12 protein-coding genes are annotated in these 16,955 nt (G+C 71.9%); 8 read left to right on the top strand and 4 right to left on the bottom strand.

The window, feature by feature from the left end:
* The first annotated feature begins 119 nt into the window (after window positions 1-119).
* The 7 genes from I5071_RS23710 to I5071_RS23680 all read left to right on the top strand — a co-directional run bounded on the left by I5071_RS23710 (window position 120) and on the right by I5071_RS23680 (window position 7,639).
* On the top strand, window positions 120-1,274 hold the full coding sequence (locus I5071_RS23710; protein WP_236514920.1) for an Hsp70 family protein: 1,155 nt from the start codon (window positions 120-122) through the stop codon (window positions 1,272-1,274).
* Window positions 1,275-1,463: 189 nt separating this feature from the next.
* Window positions 1,464-1,784 (top strand): high-potential iron-sulfur protein, encoded by a 321-nt coding sequence (locus I5071_RS23705; RefSeq protein ID WP_236514919.1) that lies wholly within the window; start codon window positions 1,464-1,466, stop codon window positions 1,782-1,784.
* A gap of 5 nt (window positions 1,785-1,789) precedes the next feature.
* Window positions 1,790-2,893 (top strand): cytochrome-c peroxidase, encoded by a 1,104-nt coding sequence (locus tag I5071_RS23700; protein ID WP_236514917.1) that lies wholly within the window; start codon window positions 1,790-1,792, stop codon window positions 2,891-2,893.
* Window positions 2,894-3,147: 254 nt separating this feature from the next.
* On the top strand, window positions 3,148-4,158 hold the full coding sequence (locus I5071_RS23695; RefSeq protein WP_236514915.1) for a hypothetical protein: 1,011 nt from the start codon (window positions 3,148-3,150) through the stop codon (window positions 4,156-4,158).
* 138 nt (window positions 4,159-4,296) lie between these two features.
* On the top strand, window positions 4,297-4,869 hold the full coding sequence (locus I5071_RS23690) for a hypothetical protein (protein WP_236514913.1): 573 nt from the start codon (window positions 4,297-4,299) through the stop codon (window positions 4,867-4,869).
* Entirely contained in the window at window positions 4,866-6,080 is a 1,215-nt protein-coding gene (locus I5071_RS23685; protein WP_236514911.1) for a hypothetical protein, read from the top strand. Before I5071_RS23690 ends, I5071_RS23685 begins: the two co-directional genes overlap by 4 nt.
* The gene (locus I5071_RS23680; RefSeq protein WP_236514910.1) at window positions 6,077-7,639 is read left to right on the top strand and encodes a DUF1501 domain-containing protein; all 1,563 of its coding nucleotides are present in this window, start codon (window positions 6,077-6,079) and stop codon (window positions 7,637-7,639) included. Before I5071_RS23685 ends, I5071_RS23680 begins: the two co-directional genes overlap by 4 nt.
* Before the next feature lie 3 nt (window positions 7,640-7,642).
* Here I5071_RS23680 and I5071_RS23675 read toward each other — a convergent pair whose 3' ends face one another.
* The 3 genes from I5071_RS23675 to I5071_RS23665 are packed head-to-tail and all read right to left on the bottom strand — an operon-like array spanning window position 7,643 to window position 12,658.
* Entirely contained in the window at window positions 7,643-7,909 is a 267-nt protein-coding gene (locus I5071_RS23675) for a hypothetical protein (protein ID WP_236514908.1), read from the bottom strand.
* 12 nt (window positions 7,910-7,921) lie between these two features.
* Window positions 7,922-11,908, bottom strand: coding sequence for a hypothetical protein (locus I5071_RS23670; RefSeq protein ID WP_236514906.1), 3,987 nt, complete (start codon window positions 11,906-11,908; stop codon window positions 7,922-7,924).
* A gap of 54 nt (window positions 11,909-11,962) precedes the next feature.
* A complete protein-coding gene (locus I5071_RS23665; RefSeq protein WP_236514904.1) occupies window positions 11,963-12,658 on the bottom strand; it encodes a TetR/AcrR family transcriptional regulator in 696 nt (231 codons plus the stop codon).
* Window positions 12,659-12,798: 140 nt separating this feature from the next.
* On the opposite strand from I5071_RS23665, the gene I5071_RS23660 reads away from it, so the two are divergent.
* Window positions 12,799-15,087 carry a hypothetical protein gene (locus I5071_RS23660; RefSeq protein WP_236514902.1) on the top strand — a complete coding sequence of 763 codons (2,289 nt, stop codon included), beginning with the start codon at window positions 12,799-12,801 and terminating at the stop codon, window positions 15,085-15,087.
* A 105-nt stretch (window positions 15,088-15,192) separates the two neighbouring features.
* On the opposite strand, the gene I5071_RS23655 is transcribed toward I5071_RS23660, so the two are convergent.
* Window positions 15,193-16,932: a hypothetical protein gene (locus I5071_RS23655; RefSeq protein WP_236514900.1), complete on the bottom strand. Its 1,740-nt coding sequence runs from the start codon at window positions 16,930-16,932 to the stop codon at window positions 15,193-15,195.
* Between the last annotated feature and the right edge of the window lie 23 nt (window positions 16,933-16,955).

The following is a 16,955-nucleotide window of genomic DNA, read 5'->3' as shown; positions in this document are numbered from 1 at the left end:
GTCCCGCGAGGCGCGGCGACTCTATCCGACACACCTTCTCTTCGCACGCGTCCGTCGCCGCACGCTCCTACTTTCTCGCGGCTCGAGAGCGCGTCCTGTGCTAATGCGCACGCGCGCCGATGCGAACGCTGGGGATCGATCTCGGGACCACGCACACCGTCGCCGCTGCGACTGCCTCGATCGTCCCGCTGCGCGGTGACTCGGCCAAAGGCCCCTCGTTGCTCCCGTCGATCGTCGCGTTCCCGCCCGCCGGCGGCGTGCTCGTCGGACAGGCGGCGCGCGAGCGTCGCGGCAACGATCCCGCGAACACGATCGTGAGCGCGAAGCGCGTGATCGGGCGCTCGTACTCGTCGTACTCGGTGCAGCGCTACCTCGAGCGCAGCGCGGTGCCGGTGGTGCGCACGTCGAACGGCGGCACCGCGTTCGAGACGCGCGCCGGCATCGTCACCCCGGTCGACGTCGCGACCCACGTGCTGCGCGAGCTCGCGCGCGCCGGGCAGATGGATCCCTCGCGGCTCTCCGCGGTCGTCTCGGTCCCCGCGGCGTTCGCGGAGCCGGAGCGCACTGCGACCGTCGAGGCGGTGCGCGCGGCGGGCTTCGCCGAGGCGCGGGTCGTCGAAGAGCCGGTCGCGACGGCGATCGCGTACCTCGCGCGCAGCAGCCTGAAGTACGCGGTGGTCTACGATCTCGGCGGCGGCACGTTCGACGTCGCGATCGTCGACTGCTCGAAGTACCCCTTCCGCGTGATCGCGCACGGCGGTGACGCGTACCTCGGGGGCGACGACGTCGACCTCGCGCTCGCGGAGCTGGTCGCGGATCGCGTGCTGCGCGAGAGCGGCTGGGATCTCTCGACCGACGACGAGGTGTGGCAGCGCCTCTTGATCGAGGCCGAGCGCGCGAAGCTGCGCCTCGCGGTCGAGGAGCACACGACGATCGATCTCGCGGTGGTCGATCCCGCGGCGCCGACCCAGCTCACGACGCTCGGCATCGATCGGCGCGTGCTGCGCGATCGGGCGGAGGATCTCATCCGCCGCACGTTCCTGATCTGCGATCAGGTGCTCTGCGACGCGAGCATCCGCGCGCGCGAGGTGGACGCGGTGTTCCTCGCGGGCGGCAGCACGCTGCTCCCCGGGCTGCGCGACGACGTGCGCAACTACTTCGGCAAGCGCGCGCGCTTCGATCTCGATCCGATGCACGTCGTCGCGATCGGCGCGAGCGTCGCGGCAGCGCGCCCCGATCTCTCGGCGCTGCTCGACCCCGCTTACGTTCGCTGACGCGACGCGCGGTGCACCGATCGGTCGGTGCCCACCGCGCATTCGGTGCGCGGCGGCTGCGCGGATCTTGCGAAATCACGCAGATCCAGGGCACAAAACGCGCATCGTGCGCCGGCACGCGTGGTGCTCGGTGGGCTCGCCGGCAGGCGCGAACGGCCCCAAGCGACGCCAACGGAGGGAACGAGGAACATGGAGACCAAGAAGCTGACGCGTCGCGCCATGCTCGAGCGCGGTGCGGTGCTGGGCCTGGTGGTGATCGGCGCGAGCGCGGGCATCGGGTGCGGCGGTGCGGAGCTCGACTGCACCAACCCGCCCGGCCTCACCGATGCGCAGCGCCAGCAGCGCCAGGCGCTGAGCTACGTCGATCGCTCGCCGAACCCGACGCAGCGCTGCGAGACCTGCAACTTCTACACTGCGCCCGCGCAGGCCGGTCAGTGCGGTGGATGCGCGCTGAACCTCGGCAACGTGAACCCCCAGGGCTACTGCTCGAGCTACGTCGCGAGGAGCTGATCACGATGACGAACGTCCGTCGCTTCCTTCTCATCACGAGCGCGCTCTCGATCGCGGCCTGCGGGTCCGGCGAGAGCGCGTCGTCGCCAACGAGCGCGACGCCCGAGACCCCGCCCGCGGCGAGCGCACCGACCACGCCGTCGCCAGCGCCCTCGGTGATCGAGCCGCTGCCCGAGGTGCAGACCGACGCGCGCAAGGTCGCGCTGGGTCGGCGGCTCTTCCACGACACGCGCTTGTCGGGTGACGAGACGCTCTCGTGCGCGACCTGCCACTCGCTCGACAACGGCGGTGCCGAGCCGCGCCGCACCTCGACCGGGATCCGCGGGCAGATCGGCCCGATCAACTCGCCGACCGTGCTCAACGCGGGCTTCAACTTCGTGCAGTTCTGGGATGGTCGCGCCGCGGATCTCCAGGCGCAGGCCGCGGGCCCGGTCGCGAACCCGATCGAGATGGGCGCGACCTGGGAGCAGGTCACGCAGCGTCTCGCTGCGGACGCCGAGGTCACCGGGGAGCTCGCCGCGATCTACGGTGGCGAGGGCGCGGCCGCGGTCACGCAGGCGAACATCACCGACGCGATCGCGGAGTACGAGCGCTCGCTCGTCACGCCCTCGCGCTTCGATCGCTTCCTGCGCGGCGAGCAGAGCGCGATCACCGACGACGAGCGCCACGGCTACGAGACGTTCCAGCAGGTCGGGTGCACGAGCTGCCATCGCGGCGTGAACGTCGGCGGCACGATGTACCAGCGGATGGGCCTGGTGCGCCGCACGTACTTCGAGGATCGCGGCACGCCGATCACCGAGGCGGACATGGGCCGCTTCAACGTCACGCACGCGGAAGCGGATCGGCACATGTTCAAGGTGCCGACGCTGCGCAACGTCGCGCTGACCGCGCCGTATCTCCACGACGGCTCGCAGCAGACGCTCGACGACACGGTGCGCGTGATGGGTCGCTACCAGCTGGGCCGCGAGCTCGAGGCGGAGCAGGTGCGCGTGATCGTCGCGTTCCTGAATTCGCTCACCGGCGAGCTGCCCGCGCATGCGCGGATGCCCACGACGGCGCCCGCGGACGCACCTGCGCCGACCGCGCCCGAGGCGCCGGCGACGCCCTGATCGAATTCCATCGAGCGAGGACGGACGCGTGCATGTGAGCACGCGTCGGGAGAGGTGCCGCGATGACGTGGCACCTCTTTCTCATTTGAAGAAACGAGTGCAGTTGGCCATCGAAGGGGCGCTAACCTGGCCCGACTGCGGGGGCTCCTGCTCCGCACGAAATGGTGTCCGACGTCGAGGCCCGCGCGCTCTCCGGAGCGTGCGGGCGGTGGCTCCCGCGGGGCCCTCGCTGGCGGCGCACGCAAGGAGGATCGATGCGCTCTCTGACGCTCTCGATGGCGTTCTTCGCGCTGATGAAGCTCTGTGGATCGAGTGAACAACCCACCCCGCCGGTGGGCGCGGCCGCAACGGGCGCGCTGACGGTGACCGCGCAGCACGGCGGTGTGATGGTCGCTGCGAGCGACGACGCCTGGATCGAGCTGGTCACGAAGCAAGACGGACAGGTCGAGGCCTATGTCGTCGACGCGACCGGCGCGCCGATGCCGCACGCGCAGGCGCAGGTGACGGCGGTGCAGGTGCAGGGCAGCGATGGCCGCCCGCACGACGTCGCGCTCGCGTGGGACGAAGGCCAGCGCCGCTACGCGGGGCGCGTCGAGGTGACGCCGGTCGCCGCGCCGGCCGAGGTGCAGCTCGTGGTGCGCGGTCAGCCGCGCCGCGCGCGCGCGCCGCAGGTCATCCTCGTGCCGCCGACGCCGCCGAGCGCGACCGTCGTGGTCGGAGCGCCGCAGCCGCCGCGCGCGACCGTGGTGGTCGAGCGCCCGCAGCCGCCGCAGGCGACCGTGGTGGTGCAGGCGCCGCAGCCGCCGAGCGCGACCGTGGTGGTGCAGCCGCCGCAGCCGCCGCACGCGACGGTCGTGCTGCAGGCGCCCGAGCCGCCGCGCGCGACCGTGGTGGTGCAGGCGCCCGAGCCGCCGCGCGCTGCGGTGGTGGTCGAGCGCCCGCGTGCGAGCGCGACGGTCGTCGTGACGCCGCCGGTCGCGCCCCGTGCGACGGTCGTGGTCGCGCCGCCGCCGCCGCCGGTGGTGATCGCGCCGCCGCGTCCGGGCGTGGTCGTGGTCGAGGGTGATGGTCACCCCGGCCGTGGCCGCGGGCACGCGTACGGTCGCCGTGGTCGCGAGGCCGAGGCGAGCGTCGTGGTCTCGCCTCCCCGTCCCGGCGCGGTCATCGTGGCGCCTCCGAGCCCCGGCCGGGTGTCGGTGAGCGCCGGCGTCGAAGTGCGCGGTGGCGGTGGCGGCGGCGGTCGCGGTCGCGGCCGCGGTCACTGACCGACGCCCAGGGAACGACACACCCCACGACGAGGCGCGAGAACGGAGCATGTTCTGCTCCGGGCTCGCGCCTCTCGCGTTCCGTCGTGGTTTCAGAGCGGATCGTGTGCGGCACGCGCGCTGCTCTGGCGCCCTCACATGCGTGCTCGTGCGCTCCTCCTCGCGATGCTCCTCGCCGGCTGTAGCGGCATCGTCCTCGATGGCGCAGCCGGTCCGACCGGGAGCGGACCGAACGATCCACCCGACGACCCGAGCGACCCCGTCGAGCCGACGACGCCCGACGATCCCTTCGCGCTCGATCGCGAGACCCCGCGCCTGCTGCCCTTCGAGACGCGCCTCGCGCGCGTCGCTGCGGTCGCGGGCATCGAGACCAGCGATCCGCTGCTCGCGCCGATGCGCGATCAGGCGGTCGCGCTCGGGGGCTACGATCACTCGCGCGGCATCCTCCCGGACTCGTCGTGGAACGCGACGCGCATCGCGGGGTGGGTCCGCGCGGTGCGCCCCGTCTGCCAGTCGGACGCGATGCGCACCCGCTATCCCGCGGTGCCGGGCGCCGACCTCGACGCGCTGATCCAGGCGGCGTGGGGACGCGCGGCGACGGCCGAGGATCGCACCGAGATCGAGAGCGCGGTCGCCGGGCTGCCCGAGGACGCGGCGCGCGAGAGCGCGTGCCTCGCGGTGCTCTCGGCGGGCGAGGCGGTGCTCCAGTGAAGCGCGTGTGGCTCGCGCTGCTGCTCGCAGGATGCAGCGCATCGCTCGGTGAGCCGGGCGAGGGCATGACGCACCCGCCGGTCCCCAACGATCCACGCGATCCCGGCGAGCCGAGCCAGCCCGAGCCGTTCACGCCCGAGGAGCGCGAGGTGACGCTCGACGATGTCACCGCCGCGCAGGCCGAGGCGTACCTCGCGCTGATCGCGCCGGTGATCGTCGAGCGCACGCTGACCGACGACGAGCGCACCGCGATCGCGACGATGGGCGGCGATGCGATCCCGAGCGTCGTCGCGTCGTGGTCCGACGAGCCCGGCCTGCCGCGCGCCGCACGACGGATGGTCGAGACCGCGCTCGGCGTGAGCGGCGGCGTCGATCCGAGCGGCATCGACTTCGGCGCGCCGGGGCGCATCATCGAGCACGTCGTGCGCGAGGGTCGCCCGTGGGCCGAGATCCTCACGAGCACGCAGTGCTTCGATGCGAGCGGTGCGCCCGGCGAGTGCGACACCGGCGCGCCCTACGCGGCCGGCGTGATCACGACGCGCGCGTTCATGGCGGCGCGTCAGGGGCGCTTCAACCTCACGCGCGCCGGCACGATCACGCGCACGTTCCTGTGCCGCAACTACCCGCTCGCGGTCGAGCTCGAGCCGCCGCTCGAGCGCGAGCGACTCATGCCGATGTTCCGCGCGCTGAGCGCGGAGGAGCAGACCGATCCCGAGGCCGCGATGAGCGGGCTCGCGAACGGGTTCCACTGCTACGCGTGCCACGGTCAGTTCGGCGCGCACGCGCAGCTCTTCGTGCGCTTCGACGTGAGCGGTCGCTGGCGCGAGGACGCGACCGGCGAGCAGCGCCAGGGCGGCATGCCCGGCGAGTCGTTCGGCGGGCTCATGGCCTCGCACCTCGAGCCGCCGTGGCGCGCCAACGAGACCTCGCAGATGCTCGGTCGCGAGGTCGCGAACCTGTCGGAGGCGATGGCCGCCCTCACCGAGAGCGATGCGTTCTGGGAGTGCGCCTCGCAGCGCGTGCTCGAGGCCGCGCTCGATCTCGATCCCGATCGCGGCGTCGAGGGCGAGCTGCTCGTCGACATCGCCGATGCGGCGCGCGCGCGCGCTGCGAGCCCCACCTTCGTCGACCTCGTCGTCGCCGCGCTCGCGCATCCGCGCGTCGCCTACGCGGTCGCCCGTCAGCTCTCGTCGTCGCCGGAGGCCCCGTGAAGAAGCTCTACGAGATCGAGCGCATGAGCGCGGTGCAGCGGCGCTCGTTCCTGAAGCTCCTCGGCGTCGCGCTCGCCGCGCCCGCGGTGCCGAGCGCGCTGCGCTTCGCCGCGAACGAGATGGCCGGCGGCACCGCGTACGCGCAGGACCGCGAGATGGAGACGATCTTCATCGAGATCGATCTCCGCGATCAGTGGGACCAGATGCACGTGATGGTGCCGCCCGGGATCGCGACCTACGGCGACGTCCGCCGCGGCGAGACCGGCGACGGCATCACGATGTTCGCGCAGCAGAGCGAGATCCGGCGCACCGAGAGCGGCGTGTACCTCACCGCCGACTCGTACGAGCTCGAGCCGCACCTCGACACGATCGCGCAGATCGATCACTGCGAGGCGTCGAGCGGCGCGATCCACGGGCACGAGGCGGGCAACGCGATCCGCTCGCCGGGCCGCGCCGAAGAGCGGCTCGCCGGCGCGATGCCGATGTTCGAGAACGATCCCGCGACCGCCGACGGCGGGAACATGCGCTGGTACGCGAGCGTCCCGACGCCCGCGTCGCTGCACAACCACTGGGCGAAGCTCGCCGATCCCTCGCTGCGCAACGGCGTCGCGTTCAAGGGGCTCTCGCGCTCGAACCACACCGTCTTCCACTTCGGCGGCGGCCTGCCGGGCGCGGAGCTCGATCGCATCCGCTCGCGCTCGCAGCTCTTCGACGCGTTCCCCGCGTTCGTCGAGGACCTCAACGTGGTGCCCACCGCGGAGCAGGCCGACGCGCTGCGCGCGGTGCTCGGTCGCCTCGACCAGCGCTTCCTCTCGCGCCGTGGGTTCGTCGACAGCGTGCGCACCGGTCATGCGCAGCAGATCGACGAGGCGCGCGAGATCCTCCACGTGCGCGAGCCGCGCGTGCTCTCGCTGCCGCTCACCGAGGAAGAGCGCGCGTTCTGGAGCGAGGGCGTGCCCAACCAGATGTGCACCGAGGGCGACACCGAGAGCTTCGAGTGCCCCGACGATCGCGTGAAGGCGCACATCTGGGAGCAGACCGCGTACGCGTTCAAGCTCGTCAACGCGGGCGTGACGCGCACCGTCGCGCTCGAGTTCGACTACATGGATCTGCACGGCTTCCGCCCCGAGCTCTCGGTGCGCACCCAGGCGAAGCAGATCTCGAAGCCGCTCGCGCGCCTGATCACGAAGCTCAAGGAGGCGGGCCTCTACGAGCGCACCGTGATCGCGGTGTACACGCTCGACGGCAGCCGCAGCCCGAAGGCGAACAGCTACGGCAACGACGGCAAGAACACGCTGATCCTCGCGGGCGGCGGCATCCGCGGCGGCTACTGGGGCGACATCCGGCTGACGAACGAGGGCGGGCACGACGGGTTCACCTATCACCCGCCCGATCCCGAGACCGGCGCGCCGACCGGCTCGTTCCGCGGCATCGACGGACGACTCGACAGCGCGCGCGTGTGGCGGACCGTGATGCGCGCGGCGGGCGTGCCCGACGCGATGTGCGACGAGCACGCGCAGGTGCAGGGCAAGGCGCCGCTCGGCTTCGTCCTGCGCTGACGCTCAGTCTTCGGGGCGCATCAGTCGCGAGAGCTCCGACGCGTCGATCTTCTCGGCCCGCAGGCGCGAGAGCGTCGTCGTGTAGAGGCAGTCGGCGCAGCGCACCTCGTCGCCGTTCACGCGCACGTCGGTGCCGCCGCACCCGACGCAGCGCTTGCCGGCGTCGACCTCCGCGAGGCGGCGCTTCGCCTGCGCGGTGCGATGCGCCCAGAGCGCGAGACCGCCCAGGACGAAGAGGCCGAGGACGATCAGTCGCACCACGATGCCCATGTCGCTCTCCTCTCACTCGATCACGCGGCACTGCTGCAGCGTGTGGTGCGCGAACGGATACGCGTCGTCCGGTTGATGGCCGAACGCGCGGCGGCCGACATCGTCGCGCGACGTCCAGCGCATGTACACGACGTCGTAGGTGCCGGGGAACACGGGGATGTCGAGCACACGATCGTCGCTCGTGTCGCTGCTGCGGATCGGATAGCCATCGCCGTCCCACGTCGTCGAGAACGCGACGTCCTCGAGCGAGGTGTGCATGCCGGTCGAGCGATCGCGCATCCAGAGGCCGACGTCGTAGCTGCGCGTCGTGTCGGGGAACGACGTGCCCCCCGCGTAGGTGACCGCGCCGGAGAGGCGCACCGGCGCGAGATCGACGCTCACCGCGCGTGCGCCCGCGTCGATCACGACGTCCTCGCGCAGCGCGTGGTGCGCGAAGGGATAGGGGTCCGCGCTCTCGTGGCCGAAGACGCGATCGCCCGCGTCGTCGCGCGAGGTCCAGCGCATGTACACGACGTCGTAGCGGCCGGGCAGCACCGCGAGATCGACGACGCGATCATCGCTCGTGCTCGAGCTGCGGATCGGATAGCCGTCGCCGTCCCACGTGGTCGAGAACGCGACGTCCTCGAGCGACGTGTGCATGCCGGTCGCGCGATCGCGCAGCCAGAGCCCGACGTTGTACGAGCGTCGGGTGTCGGGGAACGAGGCGCTGCCGCGGAACGTGACCGCACCGGTGATCCGCACCGGCGCGATGTCGACGTCGATCACGCTCGAGCCCGCACCGATCGCCACGTCCTCGCGCAGCACGTGCCACGCGAACGGATACGGATCAGCCGCTTCGTGACCGAGCACGCGCCGGCCTTCGTCGTCGCGCGAGGTCCAGCGCATGTAGACGAGGTCGTAGCGACCGGGCAGCACCGCGAGATCGACGACGCGATCGTCGCTCGTGCTCGAGCTGCGGATCGGATAGCCATCGCCGTCCCAGGTGGTCGAGAACGCGACGTCCTCGAGCGACGTGTGGATCCCGGTCGATCGATCGCGCAGCCAGAGCCCGACGTTGTACGAGCGACGCGTGTCGGGGAACGACGCGCTGCCTGCGTAGGTGATCGCGCCGCTCACGCGCACCGGCGCGATGTCGACGTCGAGCGAGGTCGATCCCGGGCCGATCACGACGTCCTCGCGCAGCAGGTGGAGCGCGAACGGATAGGGATCGGCGGCCTCGTGGCCGAGCACGCGACGGCCCGCATCGTCCCGCGAGGTCCAGCGCATGTAGACGACGTCGTAGCGACCGGGGAGCACCGCGAGATCGATGGCGCGATCGTCGCTCGTGCTCGAGCTGCGGATCGGATAGCCGTCGCCGTCCCACGTGGTCGAGAACGCGACGTCCTCGAGCGACGTGTGCATGCCGGTCGAGCGATCGCGCAGCCAGAGCCCGACGTTGTACGAGCGGCGGGTGTCGGGGAACGAGGTGCCGCCCGCGTATCGCACGGCGCCGGTCACGCGCACCGGCGCGATGTCGACGTCGAGCGAGGTCGCGCCCGCGCCGATCACGACGTCCTCGCGCAGCACGTGCATCGCGAACGGGTAGGGATCGGCGGCCTCGTGACCGAGCACGCGCTGTCCTGCGTCGTCGCGCGAGGTCCATCGCATGTAGACGACGTCGTAGCGACCGGGGAGCACCGCGAGGTCGATCGCGCGATCGTCGCTCGTGTCGTTCGTGCGCACGGGGTACCCGTCGCCGTCCCACGTGGTCGAGAACGCGACGTCCTCGAGCGACGTGTACACGCCGGTCGCGCGATCGCGCAGCCAGAGGCCGACGTCGTAGCTGCGGCGCGTGTCGGGGAACGTCGTGCTGCCCGCGTAACGCACCGCGCCGGTCACGCGCACCGGCGCGACGTCGACGTCGAGCGGCGTCGTGCCCGGGCCGATCACGACGTCTTCCTGCAGCACGTGGAGCGCGAACGGATAGGGGTCGCTCGCCTCGTGCCCGAACACCCGCCGACCCTCGTCGTCGCGCGAGGTCCAGCGCATGTAGACGACGTCGTAGACGCCGGGGAGCACCGGCAGATCGATCACACGATCGTCGCTCTCCGACGTGCTCTGCACGGGATAGCCGTCGCCGTCCCACGTGGTCGAGAAGTGCACGGTCTCGAGCGACGTGTACACGCCCGTCGACTCGTTGCGCAGCCAGAGCCCGACGTCGTAGCTACGGCGCGTGTCGGGGAACGTGTCGCTCCCGCGGTAGGTCACGCGGCCCATCACGCGCGCGAGCGGGATGTCGACGCCGGTGCCGAACGGCGCACCGGTGCACGCGCCGTCGACGTCGCCGCACGACGTGGTGGGCGTGCCCGCGCACGCGCCGCTCGTGGTGCAGCGATCGCTCGTCGTGCACGCGAGCGTGTCGTCGCAGCTCGCGCCGACCGTCGACGTCACGCGCGTGAAGCTGCGCGTCGTGTCGTTGCACACGAAGCGCAGGCACGGCCCGTCGGGCCCCGGAGGCGTGGGCACGTTCGCGACGACGCATCCACTCGCGTCCGCGCTCGGCGCGCTCGGCTGACAGGTCGCGGTGCCGGTGCACCAACGTCCGTCGTCGCACGCGACGTCGTCGGGCGTGTGCACGCGCGCGCCGGCGCTGCAGCGATCCCGCGTGCACGCGAACCCGTCGCTCGGCACGAGCGTGTCGTCGTTCGCCGCGCGGCATCCGGTGATCGCGTCGCACGAGTCGCGCGTGCACGGGTTTCCGTCGTCGCACGTCACGCTCGTGCCCCCGCCGCACACGCCGGCGCTGCACTCCTGATCGCGCACGCAGAGCGTCGTCGAGCACGACGAGCCATCGGGCCGCGGGGCGTGGGTGCAGCGCGCGCCGTCGAACGCATCGACGGTGCACGGATTGTCGTCGTCGCACGGCGGCTCGTAACACTCCGCGCTCCCGCCCACGACGCGGCACGCCATGCCCATCGCGGCGCAGGGGCTCGGCACGCACGGGTCGTCCGTGCAGCCGCCGACTCCGTCGGAGTGATATCCGGGATCGCACTCGCAGCGCGCGGTGCCGCCCTCGTCGATGCACACGCTCTGGCTCGGCGCAGTGCACGGATTCGGCAGGCACACATCCGTCGTGCATCCGCCCGCGCCGTCGTCGTGGTAGCCGTCGTCGCACGCATCGCAGGCGTCGCCGGTCCAGCCCGTCTCGCAGGTGCACACGATGCGTCCGTCGACGACCGCGCACGTACCGTGATCGCCGCACGAGCTCGCCTCGCACGTCTCGTCGATCACGCACGCCCCGCCCTCGAGGTGGAAGCCCGGGTCGCACCGGCACTCGATCTCACCGCCCTCGATCACCGCGCACACGCTCTGGCTCGGGGCAGTGCACGGATTCGGCAGGCAGGGATCCATCGTGCACCCGCCCGCGCCGTCGTCGTGGAAGCCGCTCGCCTCGTCGCATCCGTCGCACGACGCGCCGATCCAGCCCTCTTCGCACGCGCAGCTCGGGCGACCGCTCGCGTCGTCGCAGCTTCCGTGGCCGTTGCAGCTCGTCGGCAGGCACGTCGTGTCGGGCACGCACGCGCCGTCGTCGTCGTGGGTGCCCGCAGGGCACTCGCAGCGCGCACCTTCGGGGCTCGCGATGCAGCGGCGATCGGCGGGACAGGGATCGGGCTCGCACGCCTGGTCGGTGCATCCGCCCGCGCCGTCGTCGTGGAAGCCGTCTGCGCAGCCGCTGCAGTCGAGCTCGTCGTACCCGCGCTCGCACGCGCAGATCGGTGCGCCCGACGCGTCGTCGCAGGTGCCGTGATGACTGCAGGTGTCGGCGCTGCACGCGTCCGGCGCGACGCACGCGCCCTCGCGCTCGACGGTCCCGGGGCGGCACACGCACGCGAGCCCGTCGTCGCGCTCGACGCACACGCGAGCGGGGTCGTCGCACTCGTGCTCGTCGCACGACGAGGGCGACGTCTCCGAGGAGCACGCGACGAGCGCGAGCGCAGCGAGCAGATGGACGCGACGCAACGGGCACCTCCGGCGAAGGGCCCATCGTACGACGACCGAGCGCGCGACCTGCCGTCAGCGCCGGCTGCTGGTCGCGCCCGGCGGCGGCGGAGGCGCGCCCACGCGGCGATGTTTGCCCGACGACTTCTTCGCGCGCGGCGCGCGCGGCGCGTTGTGATCGGGGTGCAGCGGCAGCGCGGGCGTGCGCTCGTCGGCCGCGGCGAGCGTCGCGGACACGATGCGGAGCAGCACCGCCTTGCGGCGCGCGATGTCGGTCTCGGTGATCGCGCGATCGAAGGGCAGGGTGTCGGCGACGCGCTCGGCGGCCGCCATGAACGCCTCGAAGATCAGCGGGTCGACCTGCGGCCGTCCGCCCGCGACCATCTCGTGCTGCCACTGATCGCGCAGCGTCTTCATGACGACCTCGCGATGACGCACGAGATGGCTGTGCGGACTGCGCGTCTCCATGTCGAGCACGCGCCCGAGACGACCGAGCCCCGCGCGCCATCGCAGGAACGCCTCGATGACCGACGCGAGGCGCTCCATGCCGTTCTCCGCGGTCACGAGCGCGTGGTGCATGCGCTCGAGCGCGTCCGCGTGATGCATCGCGGAGAGCGTCTCGAACACGTCGTCCTTGCTCTCGAAGAGCTTGTAGAACGTCGGGCGAGACACGCCGGACTCCTGGAGGATGTCCTCCACGCGCGTGTTCGCATAGCCGAGCGCGCCGAACGCGGTGGCGGCGCCAATTAGGATCTTGTCGCGGAATTCCACTGGAGCTGGTTTATCAGGGATGACGTTGACACGTATGTTCGCGCATCGATAATGCGCGTGTTAACTCACGCTGTCTTAACTCACACGGTTTCTTGGCTCACGCAGTCCGGCTTGGGAAGCCGGAAGAACAGGGGATGGTGATGGCGCGCACCATGCGACGGCCTTCGGCCGAGCGTTGGAGGTGGTGGCTCGCGGGCATCGTCGCGGCCTCGCTCGTAGGCTGCGGCGACGACGACGGCGGCTCGCCGGACGCGAGCACATCGTTCGACGCGGGCCCAGGCGATGCGGGCAGTGACTCCGGCTTCGCGTGCCCGAACGCGATGCCGCCACCGATCGCGCCCGACCTCCTACCGCCGTGCCTCCTCGAGGGCTGCATCGACGCGCACTGCGTGCCCAACAGCTTCGTCTCGGAGGAGCAGGCCACGCTGCTCGCGAACTGCGACGAGGGCAGCAAGTGCGTGCCCGATCCGTTCATCGAGACGACGGGCGAGTTCCTGCTCGCCACGTGCCGCTCGGTCGGGGGCGCCGAAGGTCGCTGCGTGTCGCGCTGCATCCCGCAGATCAGCGAGCAGGCGGACATGCTGCCGGAAGAGGGATGTCAGGAGGGCGAGGAGTGCGCGCCCTGCTACGACCCGCGCACCGGCGAGAGCACCGGCGTGTGCAACCTCGGCTGCGATCCCGGCCCGCAGGAGCCGCCGGACATGTTCATGGAGTGCTGCGGTGGCGCGGGCTCGTGCGTGCCGACCGACCTCGTGCCCGAGGCGCAGCGCGAGCAGCTCGGCGTCGACACGTGCACCGAGGAGAACACGCTCTGCGCGCCGAGCGCGCTGATCGATCCGACGTCGCAGCCCGATCGCTGCGACTCGATCGCGGGCGTGGAGGGGCGCTGTCTGCCCGCGTGTCTCCCGGCGATCGGGGCGCAGGCGGATCGTCTGTCGCAGGGATCGTGCGATGCGGGTGAGCTCTGCGCGCCCTGCTACGACCCGACGAACGGCGAGGACACCGGCGCGTGCCGGCTCAACGGCGACGAGCCCGAAGATCCGGCGACCACGTTCGATCGCTGCTGCGGCGGCATCGGTGCGTGCGTGCCCTCGACGCTGGTGCCCGAGGCGCAGCGCTCGCAGCTCGGCACCGACACCTGCGAGGACGAAGGCACGCTCTGCGCGCCCGACGCGCTGATCGCGGGCGCGGAGCCGACGAGCTGCCGCTCGCTCGGCGACGCCGAAGGACGCTGCCTGCCCTCGTGCCTTCCTTCGATCGCCGAGCAGGCCGATCGACTCCCGCAGAGCACGTGCACCGAGGCGCACCTGTGCGCGCCTTGTTACGACCCGATCAGCGGTGAGGACACCGGCGCGTGCCGGCTCAACGGCGACATGCCCGACGAGCCCGCGAACACGTTCGATCGCTGCTGCGGCGGGATCGGCGCGTGCGTGCCGTCGACGCTGGTGCCCGAGGCGCAGCGCGCGCAGCTGGGCACCGACACCTGCACCGACGCCGGCGCGTTGTGCGCGCCCGACTCGCTGATCGCGGGGACCGAGCCCACGACCTGCCGCTCGATCGACGACTCGGAGGGACGCTGTCTGCCCGCGTGTCTCCCGGCGATCGGCGCGCAGGCCGATCGTCTGTCGCAGGGCACGTGCGACGCGGGGCACCTGTGCGCGCCGTGCTTCGACCCGATCAGCGGTGACGACACGGGCGCGTGCCGGCTCAACGGCGACATGCCCGACGAGCCCGCGTACACGTTCCCGAACTGCTGCGGTGGCCTCGGCTCGTGCGTCCCGCCCGAGCTCGTCTCGCCCGCGCAGCGCACGCAGCTCGACTCGACGGGCTGCACCGCGCCGCGCCTCTGCGCGCCCGACGACTTCACCGATCCCACGTTCCGCCCCATGACCTGCGACTCGATCGCGGGCGCGGAGGGACGCTGTCTGCCGAGCTGCCTCCCGGCAGTGAGCAGCCAGGGGGATCGTCTCCCGCAGTCGACCTGCCCCGCGACCCATCGCTGCGCGCCCTGCTTCGACCCGATCACGGGCGCGGAGAGCGGCGCGTGCCGCGTGAACGGCGACATGCCGAGCGAGCCCGCGTTCACGTTCCCGAACTGCTGTGTGCACGACACGGTGGGCGCACGCGGTCGCTGCGTTCCCCCGGAGCTCACGACGATGGAGCAGCAGGACGCGCTGGAAGTCGCGAGTCGGGCGTGCGCGGCGCGTGACGGCGTGCAGCAGATCTGTGTGCCGAACCCGTTCCTCGCGAACCCGAGCCACGAGTTCGCGCAGTGCACCCCGCCGCTCTCGGCGGAGAACAGCGGCGTGTGCGTGCCCGACTGCCTCGTGGAGAGCTGGCAGCTTCCGCTCCTGCAGCAGCGGACCTGTCAGACGGGCGAGCGCTGCGCTCCCTGCGCGCTCGCGGGCAATCCGCCGGGCTGCAACTGAGCTCCTTCTTCCTCCAGACGTCTTACTTCGCTTGACCGTATGAAGCGCGAGCGGAGCGCAGGGGCGAGCCGTGAGGCCCCTGCGCTCCGCTCTCGTCGTTTCGGTTCAGTCGACGGTCGCGCCGAGGACGAAGGCAGCGATCCCGTCTGCGCCGGGTGTCACCGTCCGACCGGCAGCGGTGAGCTCGCCTCCGAACGCACCCGCGAACACGAGCCCTTCGTTCGTCGGCGACCATCCGGCCCAATCGGGGCCCGCGGTCCCGATCGCGCGCGCCCAGAGGACCTGGCCCTCTTCGTTCCACTGGCTGAGGAACGTGTCGGTCTCGCCCAGCGACGAGAGGATCCGTTCCCCGATCGGCAGAGATCCGGTGAACACTCCACCGACCCAGACGCGGCCGCCCCGCGCGAAGATCGATGCGACGAGGGCATAGGTCGGGGACGCCGAGACGACGTCCATCCGCGCCGTCGTCGAGCCAGGCGCCAGCACCCACACGACCGCGTCGCGCGCGCTCGTGGTCTCGCGCTGTGAGGTGGCCCCGACGCGGATCGTCCCGCCGTCGTCGACGGCGATGATCGTCGGCGCGTCGTCGGCACCGCGTCCCACCTGCCACGCCTGTTCATCGACACCGTCGAGCGTCCAGCGCGTGACCAGGAGGTCCGCCCCGCCGCCGGGGGCGAACGTCTGCCCTGCTCGTCGCGTCTCGCTGGTGAACCGCTCGACCGTGAACGCCGCGCTGTCGGTGATCGCGCCGATGGAGGCCGTCGAGCTCGCGCGACGCAATCGCAAGGTCGATGCATCGAACGTCAGGAGCGCAGACCCGGCGGCCACCGATGTCCCGTGCACGCTCGTTGCGGCGCTCGCGTCGCCGAACGTGCGGAGGTTCGAGCCGGCGATACGCAGCGGGCCCCGCACGTAGAGGGTGCCGGTCCACTCGATCGCCGGATCTCCCTCGCGCCCGATCCTCGCGAGGAAGTATGAGTCGGCCCCTGGCACGTCGAACAGCGCGCCACCCACGTACGCTCGCGCTCCCGTGACGCGTCCGATGATGATGCACGTGCCTTCGGGGCCGGCGACGACCCCGTACGACTCATCGCGACCTTCGCTCCCGAGCGTCGTCAGCCACTCGAGGGCGCCCGCGTGGCTCACGCGCGCGACGAAGAGGTCCTGATCGCCCCAGGCGCTTCGGAACCCGAAGCCATGAGGGAAGCTGCCGGTGAACGCGCCCGCGACGCAGAAGGTGCTGTCGCCCGCATCGTGGAGACCGACGACGAGCGAGCTCCTCGCGCCCGCGGCGAGCGGCGTCATCCACTCGATCACCGGGAGCTCGACGCAGTCGCTGTCCTCGCACGACTCGCCGGGCGCGCACGCGGCTCCGCAGCTCCCGCAGTGCGCGTCGTCCGATGCGAGCACGGACTCGCATCCGTTCTCGTACTCGTCGTCGCAGTCGTCGGTGCCGCTCGCGCACTCGATGACCACGCACTCGCCCGCGCTGCAAGCGCGTCGCGTCGAGCCGCTCACCGTCTCGCACGCCGCGCTCGCGGCCGATTCGTCGCTCTCGCCGTCACAGTCGTCGTCGATGCCGTTGCATCGCTCGGGCCGCGCGACGCAGGCGTCGATCGTCTGCGGCGGCGATCCCGCGTCGGTCTCGCCCATCCCACCGTCGACCGGGATCACGCCGCCGTCCGGCAGCACACAACCGCCGGCGTCCGCGTCGTACGGCGCGCCCATTGGGCACTGGCACAATCGAGTCTCGTGATTGAACTCGAGCGCACCGCACTCGACGTCGGGCAGACACGCGCCGAGCGCGCACGCGAGCCCCGGCACCCACCAAGCTCTCACTCTCATGTCGCTCCCTCCGACGCGCCCCA

The organism is Sandaracinus amylolyticus (assembly GCF_021631985.1).
Taxonomy (GTDB): domain Bacteria; phylum Myxococcota_A; class Polyangia; order Polyangiales; family Sandaracinaceae; genus Sandaracinus; species Sandaracinus amylolyticus_A.
The sequence above is the reverse complement of the archived record's forward strand: the minus strand, read 5'-3'. Positions and strand labels throughout refer to the sequence as shown.

Bases quoted from the DNA above. Each gene is read 5' to 3' on its own strand.
- I5071_RS23710 (WP_236514920.1), top strand. From the start codon at position 120: ATGCGAACGCTGGGGATCGATCTCGGGACCACGCACACCGTCGCCGCT.
- I5071_RS23705 (WP_236514919.1), top strand. From the start codon at position 1,464: ATGGAGACCAAGAAGCTGACGCGTCGCGCCATGCTCGAGCGCGGTGCG.
- I5071_RS23700 (WP_236514917.1), top strand. From the start codon at position 1,790: ATGACGAACGTCCGTCGCTTCCTTCTCATCACGAGCGCGCTCTCGATC.
- I5071_RS23695 (WP_236514915.1), top strand. From the start codon at position 3,148: ATGCGCTCTCTGACGCTCTCGATGGCGTTCTTCGCGCTGATGAAGCTC.
- I5071_RS23690 (WP_236514913.1), top strand. From the start codon at position 4,297: ATGCGTGCTCGTGCGCTCCTCCTCGCGATGCTCCTCGCCGGCTGTAGC.
- I5071_RS23675 (WP_236514908.1), bottom strand. From the start codon at position 7,909: ATGGGCATCGTGGTGCGACTGATCGTCCTCGGCCTCTTCGTCCTGGGC.
- I5071_RS23660 (WP_236514902.1), top strand. From the start codon at position 12,799: ATGGCGCGCACCATGCGACGGCCTTCGGCCGAGCGTTGGAGGTGGTGG.
- I5071_RS23655 (WP_236514900.1), bottom strand. From the start codon at position 16,932: ATGAGAGTGAGAGCTTGGTGGGTGCCGGGGCTCGCGTGCGCGCTCGGC.